General features: G+C 61.1%; 14 protein-coding genes. 1 reads left to right on the forward strand and 13 read right to left on the reverse strand.

Annotated elements, in window-relative coordinates; genetic code table 11:
• Window positions 1–35: 35 nt before the first annotated feature.
• The 10 genes from LG281_RS05180 to LG281_RS05225 form a co-directional block, all read right to left on the reverse strand.
• Complete coding sequence (locus LG281_RS05180; protein ID WP_404405037.1) at window positions 36–1,928, reverse strand: ABCB family ABC transporter ATP-binding protein/permease; 1,893 nt, start codon at window positions 1,926–1,928, stop codon at window positions 36–38.
• Window positions 1,929–1,991: 63 nt separating this feature from the next.
• Window positions 1,992–2,318: an ArsR/SmtB family transcription factor gene (locus tag LG281_RS05185; protein ID WP_404405039.1), complete on the reverse strand. Its 327-nt coding sequence runs from the start codon at window positions 2,316–2,318 to the stop codon at window positions 1,992–1,994.
• 67 nt (window positions 2,319–2,385) lie between these two features.
• Window positions 2,386–4,305: a LysM peptidoglycan-binding domain-containing protein gene (locus tag LG281_RS05190; RefSeq protein WP_404405041.1), complete on the reverse strand. Its 1,920-nt coding sequence runs from the start codon at window positions 4,303–4,305 to the stop codon at window positions 2,386–2,388.
• An 86-nt stretch (window positions 4,306–4,391) separates the two neighbouring features.
• Window positions 4,392–5,978: a citramalate synthase gene (gene cimA / locus LG281_RS05195; RefSeq protein WP_404405043.1), complete on the reverse strand. Its 1,587-nt coding sequence runs from the start codon at window positions 5,976–5,978 to the stop codon at window positions 4,392–4,394.
• Complete coding sequence (locus LG281_RS05200; protein WP_404405045.1) at window positions 5,975–6,487, reverse strand: GFA family protein; 513 nt, start codon at window positions 6,485–6,487, stop codon at window positions 5,975–5,977. Before LG281_RS05200 ends, cimA begins: the two co-directional genes overlap by 4 nt.
• Window positions 6,466–6,960, reverse strand: coding sequence for a GFA family protein (locus tag LG281_RS05205; RefSeq protein ID WP_404405047.1), 495 nt, complete (start codon window positions 6,958–6,960; stop codon window positions 6,466–6,468). The genes LG281_RS05200 and LG281_RS05205 overlap by 22 nt, the downstream gene beginning before the upstream one ends.
• Entirely contained in the window at window positions 6,960–7,427 is a 468-nt protein-coding gene (locus tag LG281_RS05210) for a GFA family protein (RefSeq protein ID WP_404405049.1), read from the reverse strand. Before LG281_RS05210 ends, LG281_RS05205 begins: the two co-directional genes overlap by 1 nt.
• Window positions 7,420–8,070: an endonuclease domain-containing protein gene (locus tag LG281_RS05215; protein ID WP_404405051.1), complete on the reverse strand. Its 651-nt coding sequence runs from the start codon at window positions 8,068–8,070 to the stop codon at window positions 7,420–7,422. The genes LG281_RS05210 and LG281_RS05215 overlap by 8 nt, the downstream gene beginning before the upstream one ends.
• Window positions 8,052–9,716: a cysteine--tRNA ligase gene (gene cysS, locus LG281_RS05220; RefSeq protein WP_404405053.1), complete on the reverse strand. Its 1,665-nt coding sequence runs from the start codon at window positions 9,714–9,716 to the stop codon at window positions 8,052–8,054. The genes LG281_RS05215 and cysS overlap by 19 nt, the downstream gene beginning before the upstream one ends.
• 355 nt (window positions 9,717–10,071) lie before the next feature.
• Window positions 10,072–11,076 (reverse strand): fumarylacetoacetate hydrolase family protein, encoded by a 1,005-nt coding sequence (locus LG281_RS05225; RefSeq protein ID WP_404405055.1) that lies wholly within the window; start codon window positions 11,074–11,076, stop codon window positions 10,072–10,074.
• Between the two features lie 136 nt (window positions 11,077–11,212).
• Between LG281_RS05225 and LG281_RS05230 the strand changes: the two genes are divergently transcribed.
• Window positions 11,213–12,352 (forward strand): DUF2865 domain-containing protein, encoded by a 1,140-nt coding sequence (locus LG281_RS05230; RefSeq protein WP_404405057.1) that lies wholly within the window; start codon window positions 11,213–11,215, stop codon window positions 12,350–12,352.
• Here LG281_RS05230 and gltX read toward each other — a convergent pair.
• From gltX to LG281_RS05245, 3 genes are all read right to left on the reverse strand, one after another.
• Window positions 12,297–13,628 (reverse strand): glutamate--tRNA ligase, encoded by a 1,332-nt coding sequence (gltX, locus tag LG281_RS05235; RefSeq protein ID WP_404405059.1) that lies wholly within the window; start codon window positions 13,626–13,628, stop codon window positions 12,297–12,299. The two genes, LG281_RS05230 and gltX, sit on opposite strands and share 56 nt — an antisense overlap.
• Window positions 13,622–15,298 (reverse strand): NAD+ synthase, encoded by a 1,677-nt coding sequence (locus tag LG281_RS05240; protein WP_404406626.1) that lies wholly within the window; start codon window positions 15,296–15,298, stop codon window positions 13,622–13,624. The genes gltX and LG281_RS05240 overlap by 7 nt, the downstream gene beginning before the upstream one ends.
• 126 nt (window positions 15,299–15,424) lie before the next feature.
• Window positions 15,425–16,360, reverse strand: coding sequence for a hypothetical protein (locus LG281_RS05245; protein WP_404405061.1), 936 nt, complete (start codon window positions 16,358–16,360; stop codon window positions 15,425–15,427).
• Window positions 16,361–16,450 lie beyond the last annotated feature (90 nt).

Consider the following 16,450-nt stretch of genomic DNA (forward strand, 5'->3'; position numbering starts at 1 on the left):
GCGAAAAGCTGGGCCCGCATCATGCGGGCCCTTTTTTATTCCGCCGGCGCTTCCACAGGTTCGCGGGTCAGGAACCCTTCCGGATCTCGCTGGGCGGCGCGGAGGCGCTCGGTGGCCTCGGCCGCTTCGCGCTGGCGGTTCCACATCTGCGCGTAAAGCCCGTCGATAGCCAAGAGCTCCCCATGCGTGCCACGTTCGGCGATGCACCCTTCGCGCAGGACAATGATTTCGTCGGCGTTGACGACGGTCGAGAGCCGGTGGGCAATAACGAGCGTCGTGCGGCCTTTCGAAACCGTATCGAGCGCTGACTGGATTTCGCGTTCGGTATGGGTATCGAGCGCCGAGGTCGCCTCGTCGAGGATGAGGATCGGTGGGGCCTTCAAAATGGTGCGTGCGATAGCAACGCGCTGCTTTTCGCCACCCGAGAGCTTCAGTCCCCGCTCACCGACCTGCGTATCGTAGCCTTTCGGCAGCGTTTCGATAAAGTCGGAGATCTGCGCCATGAGCGCCGCTTCGCGCACCTCCTCGTCCGAAGCATCCGGCCGGCCGTAGCGGATGTTGTAGGCTATGGTGTCATTAAAGAGCACCGTATCCTGCGGCACCATGCCGATAGCAGCGCGCAGCGAGGTCTGGGTCACGTCACGCACGTCCTGTCCGTCGATCGCGACACGGCCCTCGATGGTATCGTAAAACCGGTAGATAAGACGAGAGATCGTCGACTTTCCCGCACCCGATGGGCCAACCACTGCGATGGTCTTTCCGGGCGGCACGTTGAAGCTAACGCCCTTGAGGATGGGACGGTCCGGGTCGTAGTGGAACCACACATCCTCGAACCGAAGCTCCGGGCCCGAGATGGCGATGTCCGGAGCGCCGGGCTTGTCTTCGATTTCCGGATCCTGATCGAGCAGCGCGAACATGGCCTCTATATCGGCAAGGCCCTGCCGAATCTCGCGGTAGACGAAGCCGATGAAGTTGAGAGGGCGATAGATCTGCATCATGAAGGCGTTGATGAGGACGAAGTCCCCGACCGTCAAATCGCCCGCCATGACGCCCGAAGCGGCCATGACGGAGATGACGATCATACCCGCCCAGAAGATCACGCCCTGGCCGAAATTGAGGACGCCCAGCGAGGACCAGATGCGCGTCGCCGAACGCTCGTAGCCAGCCATCGCCGCATCGTAGCGCCGCGCTTCCATCGCCTCGTTGCCGAAATATTTGACCGTCTCGAAGTTCAAGAGGCTGTCGATGGCCTTGGCGTTGGCGTCGGTATCGCTCTCGTTCATGTCACGGCGTATGGCGATGCGCCAATTGCTCGCGCGGACGGTGAAGAGGATGTAGAGCACGATCGTGGCGGCCAGCACCAAAACGTATGAAATTCCGAACATCACGGTGAACACGATGCCGACGATGACGAACTCGATGAGTGTTGGCGCGGTGTTGAGCATCGTGAAGCGCACGATGGTCTCGATGCCCTTGACCCCGCGCTCGATGACGCGCGAGAGCCCACCGGTGCGCCGCGCCAGATGGAAACGCAGCGAGAGCTTGTGGATGTGTTCGAAGGTCCGGTACGCGAGCCGGCGCACCGCGTGCTGACCGACGGACGAGAACAGGATGTCACGCAATTGTTGGAAGCCCGAATCCACAATCTGCCCCAAGCCATAGGCGATAACGAGCAGAATGGGCACCGCCAGGCCAAGCAGCATGGCCGGGTCGTTCCCGGCGCCCTCGAGCGTGTCGATGATGCCCTTATAGGCGAACGGCACCACGGTCGACGCCGCCTTCGCCAGGGTCAGGGACCCGAGCGCGAGCACGACTCGAAGGCGCAGGTCCGGGCGGTCGGCGGGCCACATATAGGCCCAGAGATTACGGATGGTCGCGAGGGTGGCGCCCTGATCGGCGCTCACCGAGGTGGTGGTCGTATTGGCCATTCGGTCTCTTAAACTCGCACGCGGTGAGGCGCACGTAACGAGGGTTGAGTTTTCCCGATGGCGTCAGGAGGCCGCATCAAGAACGGTCGCGCAGGTATCCGCTACCGTGCCTAAGTCTCCGACATAGTCCCGCGTCGCCACGCTGAAGGCGGCCAGGCGGTCGGTTCGCACACAATAGTTGTTGCGGGTGCCCTTGGCGCGGCGTTCGATGATTCCGGCTTCGAGCAAAACCTTCAAATGCTGGGACACCGTGCTTTGGGCCAGTGGCAGACAGTCGGTAATATCGTTGCAGCAGCAGTTCTGTGCCTTGCGTGCCAGAATGCGCAGAATTTCGAGCCGGACCGGGTGGCCCAGCGCACGCATCATCGCTGCGAGGTCGTCCTGTTGCATGCCTTCTTCTTCCATCGTTAAATTACGATAAAAGATACCCACCTGGAACGCAAGCGCCCTCTACCCTTTACTCCGTCTCTGCCTCGCCCCCGATTTGCATATCCGTTCCTGGCAGTGTGAAAACTTGACCGGGATAGATCAGGTCCGGGTCGCGGATTTGGTCTGTGTTGGCTTCATAAATCTGGGTGTACCGGATACCCTCGCCATAGACCCGGCGGGCGATCGTCCAGAGATTATCGCCCCGGCGTATGATCGCCTGACCCGAAACGACCCTGTCGCCGTCGCTGACGCCGATCAACGTCGGCACGCTCTCTTCTTCTGAAACTGGCTGCTCGGCGTCCGCGCTCGTAACAGGTTGGGCCGGCTCGTCATCGCCAGCGCGTTCTTCCACCGCTGCCGGTGATTGAATTGCCTCCCCGGTTGCCGGCGCCTGCTCTTGAGGCTGCGTGCCGGGTTCGGCATTTTCAGACACGGGAGTGTCGGCAACCGTGGTTGGCTGCGGCTCTGCAGGCTCCGGCGGAAGTAGATCGACGACGAAATTAACCTCAGCCCTGCCCGCGACCGACCCGTCGGGATTGAGCATGTCGATGCGGATGCGGTGACTTTCTCCGGTCAGTACGTTGATCGCCTCAATCAGCCAGCGCCCATCCGCTACTGTAGTCGTGCCAACGGGACTGTTGTCGACGTAGAGGCGGACCGCAAAGCCGTTGGCGCCGCTACCGGCGAAGAAGTTGCGATCACCGTCGATCTCGACCGCGTCGATGGTCGGCGGCACGACAACAATTGTCGGCTCTTCGGGGGCAGCTTCCGGCTCCGTCGGCGCAGCGCTGGCGACGGCTGGTTCGGGTGCGGCCTCCGCTCCGGCAGTTTCGCCGTCATCCGGACCGGACACCGGCGCCGGAACAGGCGCGTCTGCCGGTGTTACCGGTTCCTCGACTTGAACATCGGCCTCAGCGTCAGCAACCTCCGCCGCAGTTCCATCCGTTTCCACCTGAGCCGTTTCCGCGGGTGCCACATCCTCGGCCGCAGGCGCTTCCGCCACAGCGGCATCGGTGCCACCGACCTGTTCCGCCTCGGGTTCGGGTGCCTCGCCTTCTGGCTCCGGCGCAATGTCCACAGTCGGTGCGACTTCGACGGGCTCGCTCTTAACCACTTCGGGTTCCTCGGCGGGAACCGCCTCCGGCTCGGCCTCGGCGACCACCAATTCTTCCGGAGCGGCGTCTTCAGCCACGTCTTCCGTTGTCTCCGTCTGCGCAACCGCAGGTTCGGGCGCCTCGTCCTGGACCGGTACGGATACAGCTTCTGTGCTATCCTCGATTTCGGCCTGCGGCGCCTCTGCAACGGACGGCTCGGCAGAGTTCAATCCCTGGAGGATGTCGCTTGCTTCGCCCGGCGTCGAAGCGACGACCAGCGGCTCGCTCGTACGATCGTCCTGGACCACGACGACAACCGAGGTTTCAGCAAACTGCTCCGAAGCCAAATCGAAAACGCGCAGCTCAACGCCCCCCGCCGGCAGCGGTTCGGTAGTCACAAAAGCCCAATCGCCCGAAGGTTCAGTCGTTTCCTCGCCGATCAACGCGTCATTGGCAAAAATCTGGATACCGCCTTCAGGCGTTGCACTGCCGGCCATCACGGCCGATCCATCGGGTTCTACGCGTACGAGATCAAAGCTCGGGGTGATTGCCAGCGTTGCCGGTTCGGGTTCGGCTTCCGGGCCGGTCTGAGCCTGGTCAGGTGCGGCATCGGGCGTCGCGGTTTCAGGTTCAACCGCCGGTTCCTCGGTTTGGGCCCCGATGCCCGCAACCGTCTCCGATTCTGCGCCTAGAAAGGTTTCGCTCATGCACTGGCCGAAATCACCGCGCTCGACGCACGCTATTGTCCCTGGCCCGGCAATGACCCCGACGGCAATCGCACCGGTTACGACAGCGGCGCCAATGGCGAGAACGGCAGGAGAAAATGAACCGGCCAGTGTAGCCTCCTTGATCAAGCTGGGCCGCTGTATCGGCCCGGGAGCTTCAATACAGAATCACGCGTACGCAATCCAACCCGTTTATGTCCCCGAAACTACAAGGATTACCCGGCCTTGAGCAACTTATAGGTGAAAGATTCATAAAGCGCCTCGAACGACGCATCGATGATGTTTGGCGAAACGCCCACCGTGAACCACCGCTCGCCGGTCGCATCCCGGCTCTCGATCAGCACACGGGTGACCGCGCCCGTGCCGCCGTCCAGGATTCTCACCTTGAAATCAACGAGTTCGAGATCATCGATCTGTTTGGAATATTTACCGAGATCCTTGCGCATTGCAGTATCGAGCGCGTTGACCGGGCCGTTGCCCTCCGCAACCGACATGAATGTTTCGCCATCCACGTCGATTTTCACCACAGCCTCGGAGATCGTCACGAGTTCACCGCGCGCGTTGTAGCGGCGCTCGACCGCCGCGCGATAGCTCGTCACCTCAAAGTAGACCGGCAGGGTACCGAGGAGCTTTCGTGCGAGCAGGATGAAGCTCGCCTCCGCCCCGTCATAGGAATATCCGCGCGCCTCGCGCTGCTTGACTTCGCGCAGGAGTTTGTCGAGCCGGGCATCGTCCTTGGCCAATTCGATCCCGAAGCGCTTGAGGCTGGACAGGAGGTTGGACTTGCCCGCCTGCTGGCTGACCATCACAGCACGCTCGTTACCGACGCGTTCGGGATCGACATGCTCGTAGGTCGACGGATCCTTGGCGATGGCGGAGGCATGAATGCCCGCCTTTGTCGCAAACGCCGAACCGCCGACATAGGGCGCCTGCCGGTTTGGTGCCCGATTGAGGATTTCGTCGAATGCCCGCGAGACGTGTGTGATCGTACGCAGCGTTTCGGATGTCACACCGGTCTGGAAACGCTCTGCATAGCCGGCCTTCAAAAGCAGCGTCGGGATCAGCGTCACGAGATTGGCGTTGCCGCAGCGTTCCCCGAGGCCATTGAGCGTTCCCTGAACCTGCCGCACGCCCGCCTCGACCGCCGCGAGCGAGTTGGCGACGGCCTGGCCGGTATCGTCATGGGCATGGATACCGAGCTTGTCCCCCGGCGCGGCCGTGAGCACGTCGGCAACGATCTCGCGCACTTCGGCAGGTAGGGTGCCGCCATTGGTGTCGCACAGCACCACCCAGCGCGCGCCAGCTTCGAGCGCGGTCCTGACGCAGTCGAGCGCATAGGCCCGGTTCGTCTTGTAACCGTCGAAGAAGTGTTCGCAATCGACGAAGGCCTCTTTGCCCTTCTCGACGGCAGCCTTGACGCTCTCGGCGAGCGATTTGAGGTTTTCCTTCGTCGAAATCCCAAGCGCCAGTTCGACCTGATGGTCCCAGGCTTTGGACACAAAGCACACCGCATCGGCCTGCGCGTTGACGAGGTCCTGCAGCCCAGGATCGTTGGCGACGGAGCGGCCCGACCGCTTGGTCATCCCGAAGGCGACGAACTGTGCGTTCTTGGTCCGCTTTTTTTCGAAAAAGGCCGTATCGACCACATTCGCGCCGGGATATCCGCCCTCGACATAATCGACACCCAACCCATCGAGCAGGCTCGCGATGGCGAGCTTGTCCTCAAGCGAGAATTCGACGCCGGCGGTCTGGGCGCCATCGCGTAGGGTGGTATCGAAGAGATAGAGACGTTCTTTTGTCATGCGTTCCGTCTGGGGTGAGGCCAGGTGTCCGTATCGCGGTCTGGGTGCTGGTGATTGGTGGATGCGATGAAGGCCGCCGTCTCTGGTTCTTCTTGCTCGGTCGTCGGCCGGTCCGGCAGTGATCCGATGGCGTTGGCCCAGCTCAACCGGCCTTCGACCCCGTGCTGATCGACGGGCGGGAAGGCTTCCGGATCGTCCAGCGATCCGATCGAGACCGACATATGCTTTCCATCGATGTAGCTGAATGTCAGCGGCGTGCCGCAATTGGCACAGAACCCGCGTTCCGCCTGATCGGAAGACCGGAAGGTCGCAATTTCGCCGCGTGTGACTTCGAAGCTCGCGCGCAGGCCACCGACCAGCGGTGCGTAGAAGGCGCCGAACGCCTTCTGGCACATACGGCAGTGGCAGACATGCGCGCCCGAAGGCTTTTCGGTGAAACGGTAGCGTATGGCGCCGCACTGGCAGCCGCCGGAATAGGTCTCAGCCATCATGCCCTCCTCGGTGTCCATTCGGCGGTATCGTGATCGGGATGCTGGTTATTGGTCGCCTTGATGGCGGCGGCCCAATCAGCGCCATTGCTCTCGGTCGCGCCGGTGTTTTCAATGCCGGTGATCGTCTCGAACCAGGTCACCATATTCTCGGTGCAGATATTGGCGCCGGGCGGGAATGCGCTCGGGGTATCGAGCGTGCCGATCATCAGATTGGTCCGGCCGCTGGTCAGGTCGTGGAAGAACAGCGGCGTACCGCAATTGGCGCAGAAGCCGCGCTCGACGTGCTCGGAGCTCCGCCACACGCTCGGCTTGCCCCGCGTCCATGTGAGCGCGTCGTCGGGCGCAGCGACGAGCGCGGCAAAGACGTTGCCCGACGCCTTTTGGCACATCCGGCAATGGCACAGGTGTGAATTGTCATGCATGGCCGTCGCGTGATAGCGCACCGCGCCGCATTGACAACCGCCACTCACCTCCATCTCGATGCGTTCCATCAGTCTTCCTCCTCAAGAGGCCAGGCTTCGGTGTCATGGTCCGGGTGCTGGTGGGAATGCACACCCGCCATGAAATCAAGCCATTCGTCGCTCGGGTCGTCTTTTATCGGCAGACTTGTGAGCGTATCGAAGAACGCGAGCTTGTCGTTCATATTGACCTGAATGGCAGGCGCTACCTTTGTGGGATCGTCGAACGCGCCAATGGCGAGTTCGAGGCCGTATTTGGTCTCATAGGCGAGCGGCGTGCCGCATTCACCACAAAAGGCGCGCCGGGCGACATTCGAGCTTTGAAACCATTTCGGCTCACCGCGCGTCCAACGCCCGTCATGGGTGGACACCAACGGCCCGAAAAAGCTCCCGAACGCTTTTTGACACATCCGGCAATGACAGATCGACGCGCGCCCGACGAGCTTGGTGGCAAAGCGCACGGCGCCGCACTGGCAGCCTCCGGTGAGGGTTTCAGGCATGGATGTGCTCCAGCTTGGACCAAATGGCGTCCGCGACGCCTTCGGCATTCTCGGTCAACTCATTGTTCCAAAAGCGCAGGATGGCGAAGCCTTTCACGGCCAACCAACGGTCGCGCTCGGCATCGAGGGCATTGTCGGCGTGCTGAGAGCCGTCGAGTTCGATGATGAGGCGCTTTGCGTAGCAGACGAAATCCGCGATATAGGGGCCGATGGGTACTTGGCGCCGGAATTTGTAGCCGACGAAACGCCTGCACTTGAGGATCAGCCAGAGTTTTCGTTCGTGTTCCGTGGGATTGCGACGCATCGCTTTGGCGAACCCGCGATTGCGCTTCGGGTTCTCGTGCCTCCATTTGGCCCCGGCGGGCTGCCGAGGGGCCGCATACCCCTCATCCGACCTTTCGCTTCGCGAAAGCCCACCTTCTCCCTCAAGGGGAGAAGGAAGATTCGTGCTCGTGGCTGCTTTGTGCGCGTCCTCGCGCACTGAGACAGTCGTTGGCGAAAACGCCTCGGCGCGCACAGCGCGCGCCTTCTCCCCTTGAGGGAGAAGGTGGGCCGGCGCAGCCGGGTCGGATGAGGGGTGCCCCACGGCACGGGCATCTTCCTCCGCCCTTAATGATTTTCCACTCACCGTTTCACCTCCCATTTGGTGCGCTTTTCGCCGGTCTCGGGGTCTTTGTAATCCATGAGCTGGATGCCTTGTTCGGCGAGTTCGGCGCGGATTTTGTCGGCGGTGGCGAAGTCGCGTGCAGCGAGGGCGGCGAGGCGGGATTGGATCTTCGCCTCCGGGCCATCTATTTCGGCGCCGGCAGATGACGTCGACAAAGTTTTTTTGACTTCTAGAACACCATATGCAGTTTTTCGTATTTCTAGGCCGTCCTTTCCCAGACGATCGTTTATAGAATCCATCGTTCTACGATCTTCGTTTAGGAAAGCGACACGAAAATTCCCATAAACTTGCTTCAACGTTTCGTAGTGCCTCACCCTAACGACTGCGTCACCATCAGGTATGTCATTCGGCTCATAAGCAAAAATCTTAGATGGAGTTATTAAGCTTAGCGATGCCAGAGTGTGTGCGAGTTCACGAGCAGCAGAATCTGAACCGTTGAAGGCGGCCTTCTTAAGCTCATCCAGGGCAACTCTGGCCTTAGAGAAGTTAAGGTCATTGCAAAGCGCTTCGAAAACTCGCTCATTGTAGCTGGGCGCAAAATTGCCCTTGTCCGTCTGCGCGACGAGTTCCCAATACCCGTTGCGTATCGCAATCACTTGCGCCCACTCTGCAAGGAGACGCTCCGCCTCCTCCAACCGCGCCACCGAAAAATCAATCGGCTCGCGGTAATGCGTCATCAGCATCGCCAGCCGCAGCACCTCGCCCGGCCATTTCCGACCGCCGAATTTCTCAGTCTCCAGCAAATCCCGGATGGTGACGAAATTGCCTTCCGACTTGCTCATCTTCCTGCCCTCGACCTGAAGATAGCCGTTGTGCATCCAGTAATTGGCCATCACCTCGGTGCCATGCGCGCAGCGGCTCTGGGCGATCTCGTTCTCATGGTGCGGAAAAATGAGATCGAGCCCGCCACCGTGGATATCGAAGGTCGTCCCGAGATAGTGTTCGCTCATGGCCGAGCATTCGAGGTGCCAGCCGGGCCGTCCCCGGCCCCATGGGCTATCCCAGCCCGGCTCGTCCGCACGCGATTGCTTCCAGAGCACGAAGTCCGCAGGATTGCGTTTGTGCTCCTCCACAGCAACGCGGGCACCCGCGATGTTGTCCTCGAGATTGCGGCCCGACAACGCGCCATAGTCGGACATCGAGGAGACGCTGAACAGCACTTCCCCGTTGGCCGCATAGGCGTGATCGCCCGCAACCAGCTTTTCGGTGATCTCGATCATGTCTGCGATGTGCTCGGTCGCGCGCGGCTCGACACTGGGCTCGAGGCAGCCGAGCGCGGCCACATCCTTATGGAACTGGTTTGCCGTTTTCTCCGTCACCTTGCGGATCGCTTCATTGAGCGGCAGGCCCGGATAGTCGCGCGCCGCGCGGGCGTTGATCTTGTCATCGACGTCGGTGATGTTGCGCACATAGGTAACGTGCTCCGCCCCGTAAAGATGACGGAGAAGCCGATAAAGCACGTCGAAGACGATCACCGGGCGCGCATTGCCGATATGGGCGTAGTCATAAACCGTCGGCCCGCACACATACATGCGCACATTCTCCGGATCGATGGGCGTGAACGCCTCTTTGGTCCGGGTGAGCGTGTTGTAGAGCTTGAGCTGAGGGCCGGTGGTCGGCATGAAAAATCCCTTGTTCGACAATGGTCTCGCTGGCAGCGGGATCCGGGCGTCTTTAAAGGGAACAGGAAAACCGCGCCGCCACTTGAGAGTTAGCGGATAATGATGCAGCCGATAATGCAGATCGGGTTTACGGTTTTCATGGCGCGCACAATGGACGCGAAACCTATCGAAATCAAGCGCGAAAAAGGGGTGGCCCAAACCACCCCTCAAGCAGGTCGTATGACTTTGGAGTCATGTCCGGCGGCAAGGCCACCCCAATGTCCCGCCGTCGGACCTTACTGTTGCACATAGCGAGCAAGTCCGGGAACGCGCTCACGGAAATGTGTGCGTAAGCGCAGGTACGCTGTAATGGAGCTTAGCCGAGCAAGGCTACCTTCTGATCTATCGCGCCGAAAACCGACCGCCCTTCAGCGTCAACCGCTTCGATGTGTACCCGGTCGCCGGATTTGAGAAACGGAGTTCGCGCCTTGCCGATCTTGATCTTCTCCACGATCCGCGCTTCGGCAATGCAGCCGAAGCCAATGCCATCGCGTTTTAAAGGCAGGATATCCTCATGCGCGTTGGCGACGGTGCCCGAGCCTATGATGGTGCCGTTGCCGAGCGCGCGAGTCCGTGTTGCCTCGACGATGAGGTCCGCGAAATCGAAGCGTACGTCCTTGCCAGCATTGGGCTGACCGTAAAGACTGTCATTGACATGCGCACGCACCCTCATGTGCAGGCGGTTGTTGCGCCAGGCGTCTCCAAGTTCATCTGGTGTCACAAAAATGGGCGCGAAGCTCGTCGCCGGCTTGGAATGGAAAAAGCCGAAACCCTCCTGAAGATCGCCCGCAACAAGGCGCCTCAGCGACACGTCATTGCAGATGCCGATGAGCCGGATCGCCTTTTCCGCGTCTTCACGGGTTGCCCGCATCCTGACCGGCGCGGTCACGACAACGACCTCGGCCTCGAAATCCACCGCCAGATCGTCCGAGGGTACGAGGATCGGATCGGTTGGAGCGAGGAAACCGTCCGAGCCGCCTTGATAGAGCAACGGCCGCTCATCCTGCAGTTCGGCATCCTTGGAGCCCTGGAGGCTGCGTACCCGGTCGAGATGCACCATGAAGCCCGACCCGTCAATCCATTGGTAGGCGCGCGGCAAAGGCGCCAGCGCCTCGCGCGGATCGAACGGCATCCCGGCGATTTCACCGTTGTTGAGCTGGTCGCTCACCGCCTGCAGGATCGGCGCGCAGCGGGACCACTCGTCGAGCGCGTCCTGCAGGTTCGACGCAATGCGTCCGGCGGAAGCGAATCGGGTCAAGTCGCGGGAGACGATGACGAGGTGCCCGTCGGGGCGGCCATTGCGGAGGCTGGCAAGCTTCATAAAGGATTTTTACCGAAAGGTGTTGGCGTTTGCCGCTAAGATGACGCATAGCTAGCCGCAGATAAAGCTTTGCATTTGCTTCGTGACAAATATGCGAGAGCGACGCGGTTCCGAATGGCGGTCGGACAGGCCCTGGATGGTGGTTTTGCGTAAGGTCTTTACGAGAACGGCGCGGTTTGCAGCGGTCGGCCTCATCGCCGCGGCGATTGCTGGCGGAATGAGTACAGCGGCACTCGCGCAGAACCGGAACTGCACCCAAATTGTCTCGATGCTGCGTGGCATCGAGCGCAACGCGGCCTATACCAATCTCAACAACACCGCCGCCCAACTCCAAAGCGTCCAGGCCCGCGTGCGCGAAGCGGAAAGCCAGTGGGTGCGGGGTGGGTGTCAGGACGCATACAATGCCGGACAAGGCCTGTCGTCGCAGTGCCGCGGCCTCGCGCAAGCGATAACCGGCGGGCGCTCGGACGTACAGGAACTCACCGGACTCGTACGGGAAGGGCAAAGCCTCACGCAGGGCCGGGAAACGCTCTTGCAGGATTACGCGCGGTTCAGTTGCGGAGCCGGCCAATCCGGCGTCACGTTCGCCACGCAAGGCAACACGCCTCAACCCCAACGGCGCTCGCTGCTCGATCAGTTGTTCGGGGGACCGCAGCAAGGCGGCTCCGACTATATCGAGGAATACGATCCGTGGTCGAATATGGCGACCCGCCGTACCGTCTGCGTGCGGACATCCGACGGTTTCTATTGGCCGATCAGCTTTTCGACCGTGGATGCCTATATCACCCAGGACGCGATCAAGTGCCATGAATCCTGCCCGGGCCAATCGGTACTGCTCTTCTCCTACCGAAATCCGGGAGAGGAGCCTGAGGACATGATCTCGCTTTCCGGTGCACGCTACACCGCCCAGCCTTACGCCTTCGCGTTCAGGCAGAACTTCGATCTCGAAGCCTCCTGCCGGCCCGAGGAACCAATGGGCGCGATTACTCTTGCCGAGGGGGGCGACGGAACGCGCCCGGTGATCGAATTCGGCGACGAGCGCTTCCCGCTGCCGTTGCGCGATCCGCGCCGGGGCACCGAGGTGGTCGTGGCCGAGGTCAATTTCGTACCCCTGCCCCGCCCGCGCCCGAACAATGACGGCACGCTTCCGGAAGCTGTCGCCGCGCAAAGCGGTACTACGGCGGCCGATCTCAACATCGTCACCTTCGACGGCAAGCCCGTCAGGATAGTCGGGCCAGTGACGCCTTACGTCCCAGGAGCGGCAGGAGCGTCTTGAGTTCCGGGCCGTCGGGCCGTCCGGTCAGCGCCAGACGCAACGGCAGGAAAAGCTGCTTGCCCTTACGACCCGTCTCGGCCTTGAGCGCCGAGGTCCATGTGCTCCAGGTGGTTTCGTCCCAGGGCTCTTCGGGCAGAAGGTTGCGCGCCATGGCGATGAAATCGCGATCCTCAGCGGCAATTACGGGCTCGAGATCTGGCGCGAAGATGTGGCTGAGTTCGGCGATTTCCGGCAGCCTGGCAATATTCTCACGCAGCGCATACCACACCGCCGGATCGGTAACTCCATAGTCTGCCAGCCTGTCCTTGACGGCTTCGAATTCCATCTGATGCAGAATGCGAGCGTTGAGGCTCGCCAGTTCCGCCGGGTCGAAACGCGCGGAGCCATGCGAAATCATCGAAAAATCCAGCTTTTCCGCAATGGCCTCAAGGCTGTCGTAAGGCTCAACGGGAAGGCTCGTACCCGTCACCGAGGCGACGATGGCGACGGCTATGGCTTCGTATCCGTCCTCGCGCAACTGCGCGAGCGAGAGCGACCCCAAGCGCTTGGAAAACCCCTGCCCCTCGGCGTCGGTCAAAAGGTTGTGGTGCGCGAAGACCGGGCCGGCGGCGCCCAGCGCTTCGAAAAGCTCGATCTGCGTGCCGGTATTGGAAACATGGTCCTCGCCCCGGATCACATGGGTGATCCCCATATCGATATCGTCGACAACCGAAGGGAGCGTATAGAGATAGCTGCCGTCCTCGCGGATCAGAACCGGGTCGGACATCGAGGCGGTATTGACCGTCTGCGGGCCCTTGATCAGATCCTCGAAGTGAACCGGGCGTCCGTCGAGCTTGAACCGCCAATGCGGCTTTCGGCCTTCAGCTTCGAGGCGGGCTTTGTCTTCATCCGTCAAACCCAGCGCGGCGCGGTCATAGACCGGCGGACGGCCCAGCGCACGCGCGCGCTTACGCTTGCGGTCGAGTTCGTCGGGTGTCTCGTAGCATGGATAGAGGCGGCCATCGGCAACAAGCTTGTCACGCGCGGCATCGTAAAGTGCAAAACGGTCGGACTGACGCACCTTCCGGTTCGGCACGATACCGAGCCACGCAAGATCAACCTCTATGCCCCGCGCAAATTCCTCTGTCGAACGCGCCGTGTCGGTATCATCGAGCCGCAGGACGAATTCCCCGCCCTCGCGCCTGGCAAAGAGCCAGTTGAGGATCGCGGGCCGCGCGTTCCCCAGATGCAGACGGCCGGTCGGCGATGGCGCATAGCGAACGACAACCATCAGCATGCACTCCTGTCACGGTAGCCCGACGTGATCGGATATTTCCGGCCAATGCCGAATGCCTTTTCGCTGAGCTTGGGTCCCGGCGCCGACTGGCGGCGCTTGAACTCGGCGATGTAAATCATCCGCTCGATCCTCCTGACCAGATCGGCGTCGAAGCCCTTCTCGACGATCTCGGCGACCGAAAGCTCCTCCTCGACAAGACCTTCGATAATCGCATCGAGCACGGGATAAGGTGGCAGGCTGTCCTGATCCGTCTGGTCGGGGCGCAGTTCGGCGCTTGGAGCCTTGGCGATGATCTCGGGTGGAATGACGATGCCGGACGGACCGAGGACGTCGGTGGGATAATACCCGTTACGCCATTCGGCGAGCCCATAGACCTGCATCTTGAGCATGTCCTTGATGGGATTATAGGCCCCGTTCATATCGCCATAAATGGTGGCATAGCCCACGGCCATTTCGGATTTGTTGCCCGTTGTGATCAGGAGCGAGCCAAGCTTGTTCGAGATCGCCATCAGAATCGTGCCGCGCATACGCGACTGCAGGTTTTCCTCGGTGATATCCGGTGCCAGCCCCTCGAACATCGGCGCCAGATTGGCGTTGACCGCATCGACCGGATCGCCGATCGGCACGATGTCGTACCGAACACCGAGCGTTTCGGCGCAAGCCTTCGCGTCGCGCAGGCTTGCCTCGCTCGTGTAGCGATACGGCAGCATGACGCAATGCACGTTCTCCGCCCCCAGCGCGTCCACGGCAATGGCGGCGGTGACCGCGGAATCGATACCGCCCGAAAGCCCGAGAACAACCGATTTGAAGCCGTTCTTGTGCACATAGTCGCGCAGGCCCAGCATCGCGGCATGCCAGGGTGCCTCGTTAACGGGAACCAGCTTGGTCACTGAGCCCTGAGTACACCGCCAGCCGCTTTCGCCCTTTTCCCAGTCGGATACAACCATATCCTCGACAAAGCTCTTGCCCTGGAAGGCGAGCGAGCCATCGGCGTTGATGCCGAAGCTGGCACCGTCGAACACCAGTTCGTCCTGCCCGCCAACCTGGTTGGAATAAACCATGGGCAGCCCGGTTTCCCTGACCCGGGCGCGCACGAGTTCAAGGCGGACGCGCTGCTTGTTGAGCCAATAAGGCGAACCATTGGGGCACAGAAGGATTTCCGCCCCCTTTTCAGCCAGCGCCTTTGAGACCGGGACGTGCCAGACGTCTTCACAGATCGGCACGCCGATCGAAACGCCCTTGATGGTCATAGGCTCGGGTAACGATCCGGCTGTAAAGTATCGCTTCTCGTAAAAGACGTCGTCGTTGGGCAACTCGACCTTATAGCGCCAATCGATAATGGCACCGTCCTCGGCGAGCACCACAGCATTATAGAGGTTCCCGTCAGCACGCCACACCGTGGGAAGGAGCAGTGAGGCGTTGATCCCCTTCGTCTCTGCGGCCAAGGTCTTTGCCGCCGCAATCGCCTCGGTGACGAATTGCGGCTTGAGTAGCAGGTCCTCGGGGAAATATCCCGTAAGGAACAGCTCGGTGAACATGACGATATCCGCGCCCTGTTCTTCGGCTTGGCGGAGAGCGTGTTTGGCTTTCGCGAGATTGCTCTCAAGCGCGCCGACTGTCGGGTTGAGCTGCGGAAGGGCGATGCGGAGCGTTTCGGTCACGGCGTGTATCCGGCTTCTTTATACGAGCGGCGCAAGCCTTATCCCGCGTACCAGCCGAGCGCAAGGTGCGCAGACGGAAACGCCGGGCTGCATTGCGGACAGCCCGGCGTTGTAAATACTGGACCCGGAAGCGGGCTAGAAGGTACCGGTAATCTCCACGACGGGCCCCCAACGCCAAAGTTCGATATTACCATCCAAAATATAGCCTTGGGGATTGCTGCCGTCTGGGTCGCGCATTTCGAAACTGGTGTCGACCGGCCCGGTGAGGTAATAGCCGCGGGCGCCAGCACGGATGACAAGGTTTTCGGTCGGATGGAAGCCAGCCATCGCCTCGATTGACCCACCGTACAGGTTGCCTTGGATCGCGACGTCGGACCCTTGGACCTGCCCGCCCAGGTCCGGGATGGCCATTGCGCCATAGGTGCCCGAAAGGTGGGCAAACGGAATTGCTGCGGCATCGATCGTGATGTCGAACGTGTCGTTGATTTCAGCTTGGGCGGTGACACCCAGGCGAAGACCATGGATTTCAAGCATGTTCGGGCTGCTGTCACCACCGCCGCCGGAGGTAATAAAGCCGGCGCGCCCCATATCGATGGATTCGTTGCGGTATTCGTAGCCGATCAAACCGCCAAAGCGGAAGGTCTCATTGCCCAACGGCGCATAGCCAAAATCGGCACCGGCATACGCTATGGTCCCGGAGTCGGTTCCGACGGAAGCGCCTCCAGTCGATGGGGTTTCGTAGGTTCCGCTGATCGCGGCGGCGAAGCCGAGATTGCCTTTGAGGAACGAGTCGGTGGATGCGTCGTCGATGCGCCCGTAGAGCTCAACGAAATGGCTCTGGTCTTCTACGGAATGTTCAAGCCCCCCCGCCGTCATCGACTGGTTGCCCATGCCGTAGAAATAGCGAAGCCCCGCTTCGAACGTGAGCGGATCGGGCGTCTCCCATTCGCTTGGATACGCGGGACGCAGAACTGGCGCGGATGGCGACGCACCCCAATCCGCGGCATAAGCCGCTCCAGCGGAAATGACCAGCAGCGTGCCAGTCGTCACGCCCAGAACTACGCGGGACATCGTACCCTCCAAGAGCACCACAAGACGAAACTTGCGTACGTTATGTCCCCGTTAGGGTTAATGTTGTGCTAAGTGGAGCGACTAAGTCTA

Source organism: Pelagibacterium halotolerans (assembly GCF_044811015.1).
Classification (GTDB): Bacteria; Pseudomonadota; Alphaproteobacteria; order Rhizobiales; family Devosiaceae; genus Pelagibacterium; species Pelagibacterium halotolerans_A.

Coding starts and splice junctions, on each gene's coding strand:
- LG281_RS05180 (WP_404405037.1), bottom strand. CDS start 1,928: ATGGCCAATACGACCACCACCTCGGTGAGCGCCGATCAGGGCGCCACC.
- LG281_RS05185 (WP_404405039.1), bottom strand. CDS start 2,318: ATGCAACAGGACGACCTCGCAGCGATGATGCGTGCGCTGGGCCACCCG.
- cimA (WP_404405043.1), bottom strand. CDS start 5,978: ATGACAAAAGAACGTCTCTATCTCTTCGATACCACCCTACGCGATGGC.
- LG281_RS05200 (WP_404405045.1), bottom strand. CDS start 6,487: ATGGACACCGAGGAGGGCATGATGGCTGAGACCTATTCCGGCGGCTGC.
- LG281_RS05205 (WP_404405047.1), bottom strand. CDS start 6,960: ATGGAACGCATCGAGATGGAGGTGAGTGGCGGTTGTCAATGCGGCGCG.
- LG281_RS05210 (WP_404405049.1), bottom strand. CDS start 7,427: ATGCCTGAAACCCTCACCGGAGGCTGCCAGTGCGGCGCCGTGCGCTTT.
- LG281_RS05215 (WP_404405051.1), bottom strand. CDS start 8,070: ATGGGAGGTGAAACGGTGAGTGGAAAATCATTAAGGGCGGAGGAAGAT.
- cysS (WP_404405053.1), bottom strand. CDS start 9,716: ATGCCGACCACCGGCCCTCAGCTCAAGCTCTACAACACGCTCACCCGG.
- LG281_RS05225 (WP_404405055.1), bottom strand. CDS start 11,076: ATGAAGCTTGCCAGCCTCCGCAATGGCCGCCCCGACGGGCACCTCGTC.
- LG281_RS05230 (WP_404405057.1), top strand. CDS start 11,213: ATGGTGGTTTTGCGTAAGGTCTTTACGAGAACGGCGCGGTTTGCAGCG.
- gltX (WP_404405059.1), bottom strand. CDS start 13,628: ATGCTGATGGTTGTCGTTCGCTATGCGCCATCGCCGACCGGCCGTCTG.
- LG281_RS05245 (WP_404405061.1), bottom strand. CDS start 16,360: ATGTCCCGCGTAGTTCTGGGCGTGACGACTGGCACGCTGCTGGTCATT.